The sequence below is a fragment of the Vibrio nereis NBRC 15637 genome (genome assembly GCF_001591105.1).
GTDB lineage: Bacteria > Pseudomonadota > Gammaproteobacteria > Enterobacterales > Vibrionaceae > Vibrio > Vibrio nereis.
Map to the genome: position 1 here is coordinate 57,261 of NZ_BCUD01000011.1, position 16,622 is coordinate 73,882.

Consider the following 16,622-nt stretch of genomic DNA (forward strand, 5'->3'; position numbering starts at 1 on the left):
CACTCAGTTAATCACTACTAAGCGCGCTCGCAAATGCAAAATAGCCGGGGGAACAAGCCCGGCTACGCAATAATACCACAAACAAAGCGTGACTATAGTTGATCAAGCAAAGATTCAAACTCATCAATTTTGCTTGCCACACGGTCAATACTCTGCTGCCAGAACTCTTGGCTAGATAAATCCATACCAAGGTGTTTTTGCACAACGTCTTCCGCCATCATTGAACCAGTATCACGAAGCAAATTAACGTAATCTTGGTAGAATTGTTCACCTTTACTCTCACGCTGTGCGTATACGCCAATACTGAACAGATAACCAAACAGATATGGGTAGTTATAGAAGCTCACCTGAGAAATTGAGAAATGAAGTTTGCTGGCCCAGAAATACGGATCAGGTTCAGACATTGAATCCCCATACCACTCTTTCCAAGTTTCGCTCATTAAATCACACAGTTGCCCTGCTTCCAGTTCACCCTCTGCGCGCTTTTCATAGAAAGACTTTTCAAACTCGTAGCGTACAGGAATATTCACCATCAATGCGTAACAGCTTGATAGCTCCTCCCAAAGCATCTCTAACTTTTCTTCGCGAGTTTCCGCTTGGCCGAGTAAGTAGTCACGTACGGTATTCTCGGCAAAAATAGAGGCGGTTTCCGCTAATGTCATTGGATAACGAGTCTGACATAATGGCATGTCGCGCATCACCCAGTTATGGAAAGCGTGACCAATTTCATGCGCCAACGTCAAAAGATGAGATCGGCTGCCGCCCCAGGTCATAAATACCAGTGGTGTGCGTGTCGCAGCAAATTTAGTGCAGTACGCGCCTAAGCGACGGTTTTCAGTCGGTGCCGCATCAATCCAGCCATTTTTGACCATTAACGTCACGAACTCTGCCATTTCTGGATCAACGGTAGAAAATGCGGAGCGGATGATGTCTATCGCTTCATCAAACTCATAAACTTTTGGCTCTGCATCCGTTAAGCTCGGCATGCCTGCTAAATGATTCCACGGTGCCATTTGTTCTAAGCCATGAACGCGAGCCATCAACTTACCCGCTTTTTGACCGACATGGCGGTTAGCTTTAGCGGTGCTGATCATCGCATCAAGTGTTGTTTGTTCAATGCGGCTACCGTGCAGGCTTGCTTCTAAAAAGTGCACATCACGCACTTTGGAACGCTTTTGATATTCCGTCAGTCGCCAACCAGCCAGCGCATTTAAAATGGCAGCAAACGACTCTTGGTGTTGTCGCATCGCATTTTGAATGCCCAACCAAGCGGGTTTCTGTGCCTCGAAATCCGTGCCATACAAAGTACTGGCCGCTTTAGAAAGACCGACTTTGGCCTTTTCTTCGTTCTCTAACGTGACTTGCAAAGAACCGGTAATATTGTCGTACAGTCTTCCCCAAGCATCTTTACCGTCTACTTCCAACGCCGACATTAACTGCTCTTCGGCAATACCCAGTTTGGTATCTGCTAGTTTTCTCTCCGTGAAGATCTGGAAACCTTGACCAGACACATCTTCACTCTCGTGCGCCAACACCTCTTGAATAAAAGACTCTGGCTGTGTCACTAATGCATCTTGATACGGTGTAAATGCCTGGCTTAGTTGAGAGTTTAGCTTCGCCAAGCGACCCACTAGACTTTTAGCATCACCATTACTGGCATCAACAGAAGCATGGCACTGCGCGAAGGTGTTAATAGTCGCAAGAAGCTTTCCTGCCGCTTCACGTGTTTGGATGGCGTTTTGCATCACTGACACAGAGGTTCTTGAATCGGTGTGTAGCGTCAGTGTTTCGATACACTGTTGAATCAGTTCAATATCTTGAGAGATTTTGCTATCGCTTAATCCTTGATAAGCAATAGAGAGATCCCATTTTGGTGTGGTCATCTTTTTGTGTTCCTTGCTGGACGACTTAGCTAAGCGGGGCTGATACAGAGCAAACCCGTTTAAATGTCGTATCTGCTTTCATAATTTGAATGTGACTGATCGATTGGTGGTGAATTTGTAAAACAGAGTACAGTTCACTGTTTCGCCAATCTAAAGGTAAAAGTGTCGCTAATATCATGCGAATCGTCCCACCATGACAAACAATCAATGTATCTTCTGCGACGTTCTCTACAAACTGCTGCCAAAATATTGATACTCTTGTATAAAATGAGTTCAAAGTTTCGGCGTTCGGTAGCGTATTGAGCGCGGGATCCTGCCAAAATTGTTCTAACTGAGGCCAGTGGTGCTGCACAGAATCAAACGGTTTTCCATCCAAGTCACCAAAATCCATCTCTTGGATATCATCACAAATTTGTAGGGCTAACTCTGGGTTCGCTTTAGCCAATTTCTCGGCCAACTCTCTGCAACGTCTAAGTGGAGAACTAACTACCTGTTTAATTGCCCAGTCTTGTTCTAGCAATTGTGCACAAATTTGGTTTTGTGTTGTCTCATCTACCGCAACATCAGTGCGACCGTATAGTGCAGGTTCACCAACCGTTTTACCATGACGAAGTAAGTAGATATTGATTTTTTTCAACATGTTACCCCTTTAGCGACATAGGCAAGCCTGCTGCAACAAATGTCACCTTGTGGGCGACTTTTGCAATGGCTTGGTTCATCCAGCCAGCATGATCGACAAATAACCTTGTCACTTCCCCCATAGGTACAACCCCTAAACCGACTTCGTTAGACACGAGAACAATATTGGCCGAGGAGGCTTCCAACGCGGTGACTAAATGTTGCACCTGCGCGGAGATCGTCTCCTCCGTCGCGGTTTCACCGTGATTAAAGATGACGTTATTCATCCACAATGTGAGGCAATCAACCAAAACCACATCATTTTCATTAAACTGTGAAATCAGATCCGGCAATTGAATCGGGCACTCATGCTCGATCCAACGATCGTTTCTTCTGCTTTGATGGTGATAGATACGCTGCTGCATTTCTTCATCAAAAGCGAGCGCCGTAGCGACATAATGTAAAGAATGCTGCTGACTGGAGCCCATCACCAAAGACTCTGCATAACTGGATTTACCCGAGCGAGCACCGCCCAAGATCAAATGTATTGTCATACCCTTCTACGCTCCAAACCAGACCAGCATCACAGCGTAACTCAACAGCTCCATCAGTTGCTGAGCGGCCCCTAAACAATCGCCAGTGAAACCGCCAAGCCGACGGTTTAACCAACGACGAAAAAGCGCTCTAAAACCAACAGCGGCTAGGATCAAAATAGCCATTAAGCCCGCATCTAACCACAAAACAGGAAGAAGGCTCGTAACCACTAAGACGGCTAGCTCTAGCTGTGATTGCTTGTTAGCGAGCGGTTTACTCTTGCTGGTATCTGAGTCAGACACATAAGGCATATCATAAATAAGGGAGGCAGCAACGCCCCTGCTTAGGACATAAGCGGCAATTAATGCGCCCGCTAAGTGGGTAACATCAGCCAGTTCAGACAGAAATAAAAACTTACCCAGTAATGCCATTACCAGCGCACTGGCTCCGTAAGTACCAATGCGGCTGTCTTTCATGATGGTGAGACGTTTTTCAACCGTCATCCCACCACCAATACCATCGGCCATATCAGTCAGGCCATCTTCATGGAAGGCCCCCGTCAGCATCAGGCTAAAGCACATCATTAAAAAGACGGCGATATCCGCGCTGAAAACCGTTTCGAACAACGAGAAAACCAACGCGCAAATGCATCCCAGAACCAATCCGACCAAAGCAAAATAGCGCCCTGCTTGATTCATTCTTTGCTCGGAATACGGTGTCTGACTGGGAATCGGCAGCCGTGAAAAGAAGCCTAAAGCAAGCCAAAACAGCTCTAACTGATACCTAAACGTCGCGGGCATTAGACCTCAACTCCCGCTTGTTCGAAACTTGCCATCGAGTTGTAAAACTCCGCCGCCGCACGAATGAGAGGCACAGCCAACACCGCACCCGTGCCTTCCCCTAATCTGAGCGAAAGGTCCAATAATGGTTCAGCGTTCAATTCCTCTAGCATGTATTGATGTCCAGATTCATGGGATTGATGTGCAAAAATCATGTAATCGCGACATGCTGGGTTGATCTTAGTGGCGGAAAACGCAGCGGCGGTCGCAATAAAGCCATCCACCAAAACCGGAGTCTGGGAATCGGCGGCTTCAAGATAAGCGCCAACCATCTGCACGATTTCAAAACCGCCAACTTCAGCCAATACCTCGTAAACATCTTGGGTAGCGAAGCGAGAAACGCCTGCTGACACTAATCGGATTTTGTTCTCAAACTGTTCATCGCTGATCCCTGTTCCACGACCAACGCACTGCTCGACCGCTCGACCCGTTAAGCCCGCCAGAATTGCTGCAGCACTTGAGGTGTTCCCAATCCCCATCTCACCGAACATAAGTAAGTTACAGCCAGCATCAATCACGCTTTTAGATATTTTTCGACCCAGCGTGATACCTTCCTCTACTTGTTCTTTGCTCATGGCGGCTTGTTTGGCCAAGTTTTGGGTTCGCTCTCCTAAACGCTGAACAACAAAATCATCACTTTCATGTTCCACGGGAACGAGTATGCCGCAATCGACCACTTTCATCGCCACCTTATTGCTGCGACAAAAACAGTTCACGGCTGCGCCACCAGCGATAAAATTCAATACCATTTGCTGAGTTACGGCGCTTGGCGCGATGCTGACCCCTTCGTCGGCGATACCATGGTCACCGGCAAAGACAATCACTGTTGGCTGGTGAATGGCTATCTCGGAAGCTAGCTCACCCTTTTGGTTGCTTTGAATTAGAGCAAGCTGATGAGCAACCTGTTCAAGCTGACCAAGCGCGCCAAGTGGTTTGGTTTTTTGATTGATACGATGCCAAATGGAATCTGAATAGGATAGATTGAGCATAGTCATTTACTTAGGTCTCGCGACTGAGAAGGTTTTTTCTAGCACCGCGTATTGGCTGCCACCCAAACGAGCCAAAGGGTTCACTTTTAGAGCATCAACGACGACGCGATCGGCACGATCACCAATGACGCTTGGATCAATATAAATTTCTTCTACCTGAGCGAATATCAGGCTTTGCGGCGTTTCACCAATTTCTTTCACCTCAAACAATTTACACCCAAATGCAATCGGGCAATCTTTCACTCTTGGTAACTCAAAGCCTTCAAATTCAACCAGTTCAATATCGGATGCGTGAACTTCTGACTCTCCGTGATCCAGAGTCGCGGCACTCTGTGTCACTACTTCAGCCAGTTGCTCGTTCGCGATGTGGATCACCATCTGGCCCGTTTCCAGCACATTACGCGTTGTGTCTTTCACTTCGCCAGACGGCTTTTTCCCTACAGAAAACATCATCAAAGGTGGGTTGCTCGACACTGGCGTAAAATAGGAAAACGGCGCCAAGTTGTAATTTTTCTCTCCAGAATCCGTTAATACCCACGCAATTGGACGTGGGATAATAGTTTGCGTCATCAGGTGATAAATTTGAGTCGGTGCAAGGGTGGCTAGATCGATATTCATCATCATTCCTTTTCTTGAGAAGCAATCCTTCGTTGCCATCAAGTGTACCGTGAAATCATAGGGTTAACATCCGCTTTGTTAGCCCTGTCAAGGTTTGCAACGCGAAAGAGTGCTTGAATGTAAGGCGAAAATTAGAAATGTGACACAGGCTATCATCACGGTCTATGCTTAATATTGAATACTTTTTATTTTAATGACGGAATGGAGAAAGACTCTAACAAGAAGAAACTGGGCGATTAGCACTCAGTTGTAAAGGAGGTCTGCTATGTTTGCCAACCAACAAGCAAGAAAGAAAAAACAACAAAAACAACAAAAGCCACATACAAAGACAAAAAAACGCGTGCCTTTGTCTCTCACCTAACCTTTAATTTCAATCACCTCTAACCATTGGACATTAACAGTGATAAACAAGGGAAATCTCGTTGTAATTACGGCTGGGGGAACAGGCCTAATTGGACATGAACTGATTAAACAACTGCTAAATGAAACGCCAATTGAGCACGTTTATGCTCTCAGTCGTAAAGATCTCCCTTTTGAACACGAGAAGTTGCAGGTTATTAAAAACCCTAATCTTGAAATCAAACACTGGGACGATAGCCTCATGACTCCCGAGTATGGTTTTATTTCTTTGGGTACCACTAAGAAACAAGCAGGGAGTAATCAAGCTCTGGAAAAAGTGGATTTTGAGCTGGTTTGTAAAGTTACACAGCAAATGAAAATCATCGGTGTAAAACGGTTGTGCGTGGTATCGAGTCTGGGAGCGTCGGCACAATCCCCCTCGCATTACCTTCGTTGCAAAGGCAAAATGGAGCTAGCACTGAGTGACATGGGGTTTGAAAAACTTGTGTTTGTACGCCCTGGCCCACTGGTTGGTATAAGAGATATCCCACGCACAGATGAACGCCTGGTTCAGTCTATTCTCGGTGTCTTGAAACCGTTGATGCTCGGCCCACTAAAAAGGTTTATCCCAATCCGCGCAGAAAAAGTAGCGCAAGCGATGCAATACGCATTGTTGGAAAAAACAAGGTTCCAAATCGAAATACTCGACAGTATTGATATGCTGGGCCTGATTAATAAATATCGCTAACTCGCTCACAAATAAGCCTACACGGGCACTATGCAACCACTTTATTCATCTTAATAACTTATAGATATAATAAATTACTTTTAATCACTTCATAGTTCTATCCGTAATCTTTATCTTCCGTTACCGAATTCAATTCTACAAAAACACTACCCCCTGTAGTGCACCTATAATTTATAAGGATTATCAACATGTCAGTCGCTGCTATTGCGTCGTTAGCGGTATTTGCAGGTATCCTTTTCTTGCTATATGGCCAGCAAAGAAAAGAGAATACCCTATCGCGCTTGGTTCTTTTCGGTCTCGTTTTAGGTAGTGCTTTTGGTTTGGCACTTCAACTCATTTTTGGTGAAGGTAACCCTGTTATCAGCCAGACTCTAGACTGGGTCAATGTGGTTGGTCGCGGTTACGTTGGTCTACTAAAAATGGTCATCATGCCACTGGTATTAGTTTCTATGATCGCTGCGGTAGTGAAACTAGAAAAAGGCGGCTCTTTAGGCAAGATTTCAGCCCTAACTATCTCTATCTTGTTGGTTACCACTGCTATTTCAGCCCTTGTCGCGATTTTTGTTACGCAAGCGTTCGGTTTATCAGCAGAAGGCCTAACAGAAGGCGCGCGCGAAACAGCACGCATCGCAGTTTTAGAAAACCGTGCGGGCCGTGTGAGCGATCTGACCATTCCACAAATGCTAGTGAGCTTTATTCCAACGAACCCATTTGCCGATCTGACGGGCGCTCGCTCTACTTCGATCATTGCCGTGGTGATTTTCGGTGTGCTAACAGGCATTGCTGCACGTAAAGTGATGGCAGAAAAAGAAGAGTTAGAAACGCCGATTCGCACATTTGTTGACGCTGTTCAGTCGATTGTGATGCGTCTGGTTAAGATGATCATGGCGTTAACCCCGTATGGTATCGCGGCACTAATGGCGAAAGTTGTGGCAACCTCAAGCGCGGGCGACATTCTCAACCTGCTTGGTTTTATCGTCGCTTCATACGTAGCAATCGCACTGATGTTCGTTGTACACGGTATTTTAGTGGCCTTCTTCGGCGTGAATCCAAAAGAGTTCTTCCAAAAGATTTGGCCAGTACTGACCTTTGCGTTTACCTCTCGTAGCTCGGCAGCATCGATTCCTCTTAACGTTGAAGCACAGATTGATAAGCTAAACGTGCCACCAGCAGTTGCAAACCTATCTGCTTCTTTTGGTGCAACAATCGGGCAAAACGGCTGTGCGGGTATCTACCCTGCAATGCTAGCCGTGATGGTTGCGCCAATGGTTGGTATTGATGCTATGGATATCAACTTTATCCTGTCCCTGATTGCTATTATCGTTGTGAGTTCATTCGGTATTGCTGGCGTTGGTGGCGGTGCAACCTTTGCAGCCCTGATTGTACTTCCGGCTATGGGTTTGCCAGTGACTATCGCTGCGCTACTTATCTCTATTGAGCCGCTAATTGATATGGCGCGTACCGCACTGAACGTATCAGGTTCTATGACTGCGGGTACCATCACTAGCCGAATCTTAGGCAGTAAAGTAACCAGTGACGAGTTAGATACACAAAAGGCATAACGCCCTACTCTTACAATGGCCGACATCATGTCGGCCATTTTTTTATCATTCAAGACAAGATTACTGTATGTCGATTGCCTTGATGCAGCGGCAGTGGTCTAATACCTAAATCAATTTCAGATACTTGGTAAACAGAACATGCAACAAGAGCACCAACCCACGTTCTTCTTTTTTGACTATGAAACGTGGGGAACGAGTCCTGCCAAAGACCGGCCGTGTCAATTCGCAGGTGTTCGGACCGATCAGGATTTTAATATTATCGGCGAGCCTCTTGTCATCTACTGTCAGCCACCTTCTGACTACCTCCCTTCACCAGAAGCTGCTTTAATCACAGGCATTACTCCTCAAACGGCTGTTTCTAAGGGCCTAACAGAGCCAGAATTTATCGCCAAAATTCACGAGCAATTGGCCACGCCGAACACCACCAGTTTGGGCTACAACAGCATTCGTTTTGATGACGAAGTCACGCGTTACACCTGCTACCGCAACTTTATTGACCCATATGCATGGAGCTGGCAAAACGGCAACTCGCGTTGGGATCTACTGGATGTAATGCGTGCGTGCCATGCACTGCGCCCTGAAGGCATCAATTGGCCTGAAAACGAAGAAGGGTTTACCAGCTTCAAGTTAGAGCATTTATCGGTTGCCAACGGCATTGAACACGAAAATGCGCATGATGCGATGGCCGACGTTATCGCGACGATTGAGATGGCTAAAAAGATCAAAGCGGCGCAGCCTAAGCTGTTCGATTACTTCCTGTCGATGCGCCATAAGCGAAAGCTGAACGAGCTGGTTGATATCGTCAATATGACGCCGTTAATGCACGTTTCCGGCATGTTAGGCAGAGAGTGTAACTACACCAGTTGGATTGTGCCCGTTGCTTGGCACCCAACCAATAAAAATGCCGTCATTACCGTTGATCTGGCGAAAGATCCACAAGCCCTGCTAGATTTGGACACAGAACAATTACACGAGCGCTTGTACACCAAACGCAGCGAGCTTGGTGAAGGAGAACTCCCTGTTCCGGTCAAACTCGTCCACTTGAATAAATGCCCGATCCTTGCTCCTGCGAAAACGTTGACCGCAGAAAACGCAGAAATTATCGGCATCGACCGCGAGCAGTGTTTGAAGAACTTAGCACTGCTTCGCCAACACCCAGAAGTGCGAGAAAAGCTGATAGGGCTGTACAGCATCGAACGTGAATACGAAAAAAGTAACGACGTAGACACCATGCTTTACGATGGCTTCTTCTCACCTGCCGACAAAGCATCTATGGATATCATCCGCAGCACGGATCCAAACAACCTCTCTGCACTGGATATCACGTTTAACGATGAACGGATCACACCGCTGCTATTTCGTTACCGCGCAAGGCACTTTCCTTGGACTTTAGATGAGCATGAACAGCAAAAGTGGGCAAACCACTGCCGCGAGTACTTCGAAAGTCGTATTGAAGAGTATATGCTCAATTTGGAAAACTTAGTTCACGAATATGAGAGTGATGAAAAGAAAATAGCTATTTTAAAATCCGTATACCAATACGTTCAAAAACTAGTATCTTAGTAATCAACGCCTGCACCCTACAAAGCCTCAGCTAATTATTAATAACAAAAGATAGTTGAGGCTCTTGAACGCCAATACCAATTGGAATCTTACGTTGTGAAAATGCAACGGGCTTTAATATATTTGGACGACAACAACTTATGGCTAAGACTTTGCTTAAATACGTCGTATCTATGGGGCTCATCGTTTTGTGTCTCATTGCGGGCATCAATCTCCAACAGCTTTTAGATACCTCCATCCCTGGCAGCATTATCGGTATGCTGATTCTGTTTGCTCTAATGGCGAGTGGACTGGTTCCATCAGATTGGGTAAAAAACAGTGCAACACTGCTGATACGTTACATGGTACTGCTGTTTGTCCCTATCAGTGTCGGTCTTATGGACCACTTTGATCTTCTCTTTGCTAATGCCATTCCTATTCTAGCCAGCGCGGTCGGCGGTACGGTATTAGTACTTGTCTCATTAGGTCTGATCCTAGATAGAGTGTTAAAGGGAGGAGCAAAATAATGTGGTTAATAACAACGGTCATTGTGTTTCTTGCGGCACGCTGGATCTGTCAAAAGTGCAACTCTCCACTGATGAACCCGCTGATCATCAGCCTGCTGGTGTTAATTCCGCTGCTAACCTATTTCAAGGTTCCTTTCGAAACCTACTATGCAGCGAACGAGTGGCTCAACTACCTGCTGCAACCAGCGGTTGTCGCGTTAGCGTTTCCTCTCTACGAGCAATTGCCACAAATTCGTGCCAATTGGCGCATCATCGCCCTAGCTTGTGGTGTGGGTAGTGCCATGTCGATGCTGACAACCAGCGTTATCGCGGTCTATATGCAGGCAGATATCTCATTAGTAGCCAGTTTATTGGGCAAATCAGTCACAACACCCATTGCGATGGAAGTATCAAGCCATTTAGGTGGGGAACCCGCTATTGCAGCGATTCTGGTACTAATTGTTGGTCTATTTGGCGCAATCGTTGCCTACCCGATCTACAACGTTCTGAATATCACTCACCCGATTGCGAAAGGACTAACGATGGGAACGGTGTCACACGCGTTAGGTACCGCCGCATGTGCGGAGCGAGATGGGCAAGATGCCGCTTTTAGCTCATTGGCTCTTGTTTTATGCGGGGTAATCACCTCAATTCTTGCCCCTTCATTCTTTGCTTTTGCTGTTTGGTTAGCCGCTTAAGCTCTATCGATGTGTTGCTACGGCCGATAAACAATTTGCGTTGTTCGGCGTAGCTCACTCAATTTAACACTGCAATCGTTATCATGTGTGACGTCACTCTAACTATGAAAACCTAAAATCTATTGCAGTAATTAGTGTGATCAAAAACACGGTATTGTTTGATGCGTATCCTAAAATGAAATACCAGTATCGAGGTACGTTCACGCTTTAAGGTGAACGGTTCACCAACGGTATCACTACATGTTTACACAAGGATTCAACATGAGAAGCCGCATTGAACAAGCGCTATCTGAAGCGCCAAAAAACATTGCAGAGTACTTATCTCCTATTCTGCTTGCAGACGACTTTGACGCGACTCTTTCTCCTGAGCAGTTTCAAGAGCTGCTTTCAATTTCTGGCCTCGCTGACGATGAATTGCGCGTAGCACTACTGCCTTTCGCCGCTGCGTATTCATACGCCCCTATATCCAATTTTTATGTTGGTGCGATTGTACGTGGTTTATCTGGCCGCCTTTACTTCGGCGCCAATGTCGAAATTTTAGGCGCTCAACTTGGTCAGACCGTTCATGCAGAGCAGTCCGCAATCAGCCATGCTTGGATGAAAGGCGAAGAAGGTATTTCGGATATCACCATCAACTTCAGCCCTTGTGGTCATTGCCGTCAGTTTATGAACGAGCTAACAACCGCGCAAAGCTTGATTGTTCAATTGCCACAACGCGATGAAATGACGCTGCAAGAGTACCTTCCAGAGTCTTTCGGCCCTGCGGATTTGGGAATTGAATCCGGCCTGATGACACATGTTGATCACGGTAAAACAACGGAAGAATCCGATCAGCTGGTACTCGATGCACTTAAAGGCTTAAATAAAAGTCACGCACCGTACACACACAACCTAAGCGGTGTGAGCATCAAAACCACAGATGGAAAAGTGTACCTGGGCGCGTATGCTGAAAATGCCGCCTTCAACCCTAGCCTTCCGCCGCTGCAAGTTGCTCTGATTCAACTGCTGATGGATGGTAAATCTCTGGATGAGGTAGATTCTGCCGCTCTTGCAGAAATGGCTGAAGGTAGCATTAGTCACCTTGCTGACACTCAAGCCACGCTTGAAGCAATTAACCCAGATATTCCACTCGCCTACTTAGCTATTTAAACAGCTAGCTATTCAAGCCAAGCACATTGATAGCAAGGGCCTAGTTATCTAACTAGGCCCTTGCTATTCATATCGACTCATTTATCACTAAGTTGATACTGATAACTTATTGGTATTCCGCTTTTTTTTTACTGTCTACTCTATCCATATTTTATGCTCAAAAACACACGCAAACGTTTGCTTTTGCGGTTTTAATCAGTATGATCCCTTGCATATTCAATATCTGCTCTAACAGAAAGGTTAAATATGTTTGGTTCGGCTACTCGTAAAAATGCAACACGTGTTCTTCTTTTAGGCTCAGGTGAACTGGGTAAAGAAGTCGCTATTGAATGTCAACGTCTTGGATTAGAAGTTATCGCATGTGATCGCTATGACTTTGCACCTGCAATGCAAGTTGCCCACCGCAGCTACACCTTAGATATGCTAGATGGTGATGCGCTACAAGCCATTATCGAGAAAGAACAGCCAGACTATGTTGTGCCGGAAATAGAAGCGATTGCAACAGATACGCTTGTCGAGCTGGAAGCAAAAGGCTTGAACGTTGTCCCTACCGCTAAAGCAACCAAGCTAACAATGAACCGAGAAGGGATTCGACGCTTGGCAGCAGAAGAGCTACAACTGACCACCTCACCTTACCGATTTGCAGACAACTACGCAGACTTTACAGCCGCTATCGAAGCTGTAGGCATCCCTTGCGTTTGTAAACCTGTGATGAGTTCATCAGGTAAAGGTCAAAGTGTCATTAAAAGCGCAGATGACGTAGAAAAAGCGTGGAGTTACGCGCAAGAAGGTGGGCGTACTGGCGCAGGTCGCGTCATTGTAGAAGGTTTTATTGACTTCGATTACGAAATTACCCTACTGACTGTTCGTGCAGTAGACGGCATTCACTTCTGCGCGCCTATCGGCCACCGCCAAGAAGATGGTGATTACCGCGAATCGTGGCAGCCACAAGTCATGTCAGATGCAGCACTAAAAGCAGCCCAGGATGCAGCAGGCAAAGTAGTCAATGCACTAGGCGGCCATGGTATCTTTGGTGTCGAATTGTTTGTAAAAGGGGATACCGTCATTTTCAACGAAGTATCGCCGCGTCCACACGACACTGGTTTAGTGACACTCATGTCGCAAGACAGTTCCGAATTTGCGCTGCACGTACGCGCGTTTACGGGATTACCTATCTCAGGTATTACTCAGTATGGCCCATCGGCATCAGCTGTGATCCTTGGCCAAGGTACTTCGGAAGATATTCGTTTTGAAGGCATGGAACAGGCATTGGTTCAGCCTCAAACTCAATTACGTTTATTTGGTAAACCAGATATTGATGGTCGCCGCCGCCTTGGTGTTGCGATTACTCGCCGTGACTCTATCGAACAAGCGATTGAAGATGCAGTAAGCAGTGCCGGAAAAATCAAAGTCATTTACTAATTGTATGGCGATTGAAAAACAAAAGGCTTGGTGATTCCAAGCCTTTTTTCATTTGCAGTGGATTATGACTCGATCAGGTATACTTCTTCAGCAAAACGAGTTAGTCCTTTTTGAGCGATTTTAGGATGATTCTCGCCCGCTTCATCACGGTTAAGCTTCGTGATCTTATACTCACCAAACAGGCGATTCACTTCTTGCTCTGTCACAGAAAATGGAGGGCCTGCCATTTCTTCCTGAACATAATCTAAAGTCACCAACAAAATACGGCCACCTGGGTTAAGCAATGACTTAATACGAAGCGCGTATTCTGCACGCATTTCTTCTGGCAGTGCGACCAATGCCGCGCGATCATAAATAATATCGGCCGACTGCACTGGCGCAGTAAAAAAGTCACCCGCATAAATTGACAACTCATCAAACTGATACAGTTCGTGCTGACCATTAATCGAAGTCACCATTGGCGTATAAAAGTGCTCGGCAAAAAACGCGCGTACCGCAATTTTACTAAGCTCTACACCCTGAACGTCCTCATGTTTAGAGGCCAGCCAAACTAAATCTTCCGACTTGCCACAAAGAGGAACAAGTACCTTGTCTTCATAGTTGGGGTTCGTTTTTTTCCAATATTCAATGAGCAGTGGGTTCACATCTTCTAGGTGGAAACCAATGCGATTACTTGCCCATTTACCATGCCAAAATTCTGGATCTCTCATTTTATTCTCAGGTCTGACTTTGATAGGTCATAGACTATACGAAACCCAAGCGAAGTGGTATCCCCGACCTGAATCAACTGTTCATACTTGGTTCAGTTACGCTCGTTATACTCGTTACCAAGTCATCAAATAGAGCATGAGTGAGACATAATTTTAATCTAGTGAGAGCCTGATCCAATAATCGCACGGTATGAAGAAAACCAGATTGAAATCTGACATTTAGACCCAAGATTATTATTAGAAGATACGTAGACCTTAGTGACTGAAACCTTTTTCAACACCTTTTCTAAGCCACTACGAATCTAAGGAGAGTGAATGAGCTTATTCCTGCGAACAACGGCACTAATGCTATTAATGCTCAGCCGTGCACCGGCTTTTGCCTCAATTCCGACTGTACCCGGTAGTGACCAGAACCGTTCATCCAATCAGAATGAAGTGTGTTCCAAAGCCTTCAAACACAATTTAAGTGGTTTGTACGGCATCCAATCCACTTCAACAACTCCCCTACAACCATACGCAGACTTCGATATTCTTTATTCGAAAGCACACCAAGCCCAAGCGGAGCTAGAGACTCTGTGTAAAAGTACCGCGCTGCTTACCTCTACAGAGGCCTACTTTGCGGGCGTAAAATCCTCAGAACGCGCCAAAGAAAAAATTGCCCATAAGTTAGATGGACAAGCCGAACGTATTACTGATTTGGCTCGTGCAACCATCGTCGCCGATGACATTGATAGCTTGATGTCTGCATACGAAGTGCTCAGCCGAGAAACAACGATAGTGCAAGTCAAAAATCGTTTTAAAAGCCCCAAAGCGTCTGGTTATCGAGATCTAAACCTTCTCGTACAATTGCCCAAAACCAAACTCATCGCGGAAGTTCAAGTGCATTTGAAAGCCATTGCCGATGTAAAAAATGGTCCTGAGCATGATATTTATGAGAGGATTCAAAGAATTGAAAGGAACGCTGCCACTCAAAATCGAGAGCTGTCAGAATTTGAACTCGCCCAAATTCAACATATGCGCAGTGAGTCTAAAGAGTTGTACCATAATGCATGGCAACCTTACCTAACCACTCGACTCACTACGCGCCTAAATGCGGCTTAGTCTTTCACATTAATTTGAATGCCTTGCGAGCTTTTTCGGAAGGCAGTACCTAACAACAAGGAAGTGTATGACTCCTGAGCAACAAGCTTTTTTAGATCAATACCTACAAACATTGACACCGAATGAGCGACAAGCAATACCGCAAACCCTTGCCGAGTATTTTTGCGCCGATGAGTACAACGCCAACGAATGCGCAAGATTGGTTAATATCGGACAAAAACGCGCTTCATGCAGCCTTAAGGAAGGCTATCTCATAGATAACGAGCCATTTCCTGAAGTTGGTCGTTTGACTGTCGTCCTCAACTGGCGGGAGGAGCCTGTCTGCATCATTAAACTCACAGAAGTCACTTTCTGCCCTTTTGATGAAGTGCCAGAAGAATTCGCACAAGCGGAAGGCGAAGGTGATGGAACATACGAATGGTGGAGAAAAGCCCATATCGAGTTCTTTACTCAATACGCTAAAGAAGTGGGAGCAACATTTTCTCTAGACTCTGAATTAGTCTTAGAAAGGTTTGAGAAAGTCTATCCGCTGTAAATTATTAAAGCGCCACTAGCAATGCTGTGGCGCTTTTGTATTTCAGTATTTCTGCGGATTATACCGACAACACTCTATTCACCGCGTTGCTAATCTCAGCATCACTCGCGGTTAACGGAAGAGTGAAAGACACATACTGATCGCCACGCATGCTCATCGCACGATCCACTTCCGCAAGACAGTGCATAACAGAACCATTAAGAATAAATGATAACTCGATCTCTTTCTTGTTCACAAAACCGTTATTGCGGAACTCAACTTCCTGATAGCAACCGGATTTAGAAGAGAAGTTGCCACCACGAAGATAACCTTTCTCGACGTCTGCTTTTACCATTGAGAATCCCGCTTGCTCAATGGCAGAAATCACTTTAGCAGCCACTGGCAGCGGCTTAATTTCAAGAAAATCGCGATCTTTCGGATCTATCGCGAAGTCAATATCTAGCGAAGTCTCGACCCAAACATGGCACATGTTCTTAAGTGCGTTAAGCGCCGTAATTGGGGTTTCATCGTCTAATTTCAACTCGAATGGTACTTGCTTATTCTCACCCGGTTGAATTGTGAATGGCTGTACAGCTTGTAGCTTGCCGATAATAAAGCTTTGGTAGCTTGCGCCACTGTCGCTTTCTACCTTCACCTCTGTACATAGTTTCAGGTTGATGGCGTCAATATGCTGCTCTACATCACCACCTTGAATATGAACAACCCCTTTCAGAGTCTCACCTTGGAATACCGACATACTCTCTAAAACGGTATCCACTTTTGCAGCACCAATCCCTAAAGAAGCCTTTAACTTACCAAACATGTTGTTTCCTTGTGACTTTCGTTGTTA

The 16,622-nt window shown here is 45.7% G+C and carries 17 protein-coding genes; 9 read left to right on the top strand and 8 right to left on the bottom strand.

From position 1 onward, the window contains the following. Positions 1-92: 92 nt before the first annotated feature. From VNE01S_RS12675 to VNE01S_RS12700, 6 genes are read right to left on the bottom strand one after another with little or no spacing between them, the layout of a single operon-like run. Positions 93-1,883 (bottom strand): M3 family oligoendopeptidase, encoded by a 1,791-nt coding sequence (locus tag VNE01S_RS12675; RefSeq protein WP_053394026.1) that lies wholly within the window; start codon positions 1,881-1,883, stop codon positions 93-95. Positions 1,884-1,908: 25 nt separating this feature from the next. Further along, complete coding sequence (locus tag VNE01S_RS12680) at positions 1,909-2,523, bottom strand: histidine phosphatase family protein (protein ID WP_053394025.1); 615 nt, start codon at positions 2,521-2,523, stop codon at positions 1,909-1,911. A gap of 1 nt (position 2,524) precedes the next feature. After that, positions 2,525-3,055, bottom strand: coding sequence for a bifunctional adenosylcobinamide kinase/adenosylcobinamide-phosphate guanylyltransferase (gene cobU / locus VNE01S_RS12685; protein ID WP_053394024.1), 531 nt, complete (start codon positions 3,053-3,055; stop codon positions 2,525-2,527). Positions 3,056-3,061: 6 nt separating this feature from the next. After that, complete coding sequence (locus tag VNE01S_RS12690; RefSeq protein ID WP_053394023.1) at positions 3,062-3,835, bottom strand: adenosylcobinamide-GDP ribazoletransferase; 774 nt, start codon at positions 3,833-3,835, stop codon at positions 3,062-3,064. Next, the gene (gene cobT / locus VNE01S_RS12695) at positions 3,835-4,863 is read right to left on the bottom strand and encodes a nicotinate-nucleotide--dimethylbenzimidazole phosphoribosyltransferase (RefSeq protein WP_053394022.1); all 1,029 of its coding nucleotides are present in this window, start codon (positions 4,861-4,863) and stop codon (positions 3,835-3,837) included. Before cobT ends, VNE01S_RS12690 begins: the two co-directional genes overlap by 1 nt. 6 nt (positions 4,864-4,869) lie before the next feature. Next, positions 4,870-5,481: a flavin reductase family protein gene (locus VNE01S_RS12700; RefSeq protein WP_053394021.1), complete on the bottom strand. Its 612-nt coding sequence runs from the start codon at positions 5,479-5,481 to the stop codon at positions 4,870-4,872. Positions 5,482-5,881: 400 nt separating this feature from the next. Here VNE01S_RS12700 and VNE01S_RS12705 point away from each other — a divergent pair, with 400 nt between their 5' ends. The 7 genes from VNE01S_RS12705 (at position 5,882) to purT (ending at position 13,447) form a co-directional block, all read left to right on the top strand. After that, a complete protein-coding gene (locus VNE01S_RS12705) occupies positions 5,882-6,568 on the top strand; it encodes an NAD(P)H-binding protein (protein ID WP_373278556.1) in 687 nt (228 codons plus the stop codon). Positions 6,569-6,756: 188 nt separating this feature from the next. Further along, positions 6,757-8,130 carry an L-cystine transporter gene (locus tag VNE01S_RS12710; protein WP_053394020.1) on the top strand — a complete coding sequence of 458 codons (1,374 nt, stop codon included), beginning with the start codon at positions 6,757-6,759 and terminating at the stop codon, positions 8,128-8,130. Between the two features lie 138 nt (positions 8,131-8,268). Beyond that, positions 8,269-9,693, top strand: coding sequence for an exodeoxyribonuclease I (gene sbcB, locus VNE01S_RS12715; protein ID WP_053394019.1), 1,425 nt, complete (start codon positions 8,269-8,271; stop codon positions 9,691-9,693). Between the two features lie 140 nt (positions 9,694-9,833). Then, positions 9,834-10,199 (top strand): CidA/LrgA family protein, encoded by a 366-nt coding sequence (locus VNE01S_RS12720; RefSeq protein WP_053394018.1) that lies wholly within the window; start codon positions 9,834-9,836, stop codon positions 10,197-10,199. Further along, positions 10,199-10,876 (top strand): LrgB family protein, encoded by a 678-nt coding sequence (locus tag VNE01S_RS12725; RefSeq protein ID WP_053394017.1) that lies wholly within the window; start codon positions 10,199-10,201, stop codon positions 10,874-10,876. The genes VNE01S_RS12720 and VNE01S_RS12725 overlap by 1 nt, the downstream gene beginning before the upstream one ends. Before the next feature lie 261 nt (positions 10,877-11,137). Further along, complete coding sequence (cdd, locus tag VNE01S_RS12730; RefSeq protein WP_053394016.1) at positions 11,138-12,025, top strand: cytidine deaminase; 888 nt, start codon at positions 11,138-11,140, stop codon at positions 12,023-12,025. Positions 12,026-12,271: 246 nt separating this feature from the next. After that, on the top strand, positions 12,272-13,447 hold the full coding sequence (purT, locus tag VNE01S_RS12735) for a formate-dependent phosphoribosylglycinamide formyltransferase (protein ID WP_053394015.1): 1,176 nt from the start codon (positions 12,272-12,274) through the stop codon (positions 13,445-13,447). 62 nt (positions 13,448-13,509) lie between these two features. On the opposite strand, the gene VNE01S_RS12740 is transcribed toward purT, so the two are convergent. Continuing rightward, positions 13,510-14,157: a thiopurine S-methyltransferase gene (locus VNE01S_RS12740; protein ID WP_053394014.1), complete on the bottom strand. Its 648-nt coding sequence runs from the start codon at positions 14,155-14,157 to the stop codon at positions 13,510-13,512. 315 nt (positions 14,158-14,472) lie between these two features. On the opposite strand from VNE01S_RS12740, the gene VNE01S_RS12745 reads away from it, so the two are divergent. After that, positions 14,473-15,258, top strand: a complete 786-nt coding sequence (locus tag VNE01S_RS12745) for a RelA/SpoT-related domain-containing protein (protein ID WP_053394013.1) — start codon at positions 14,473-14,475, stop codon at positions 15,256-15,258. Between the two features lie 67 nt (positions 15,259-15,325). Further along, on the top strand, positions 15,326-15,793 hold the full coding sequence (locus VNE01S_RS12750; protein ID WP_053394012.1) for an ASCH domain-containing protein: 468 nt from the start codon (positions 15,326-15,328) through the stop codon (positions 15,791-15,793). 58 nt (positions 15,794-15,851) lie between these two features. Here VNE01S_RS12750 and VNE01S_RS12755 read toward each other — a convergent pair whose 3' ends face one another. Further along, complete coding sequence (locus VNE01S_RS12755) at positions 15,852-16,595, bottom strand: sporulation protein (RefSeq protein ID WP_053394011.1); 744 nt, start codon at positions 16,593-16,595, stop codon at positions 15,852-15,854. Between the last annotated feature and the right edge of the window lie 27 nt (positions 16,596-16,622).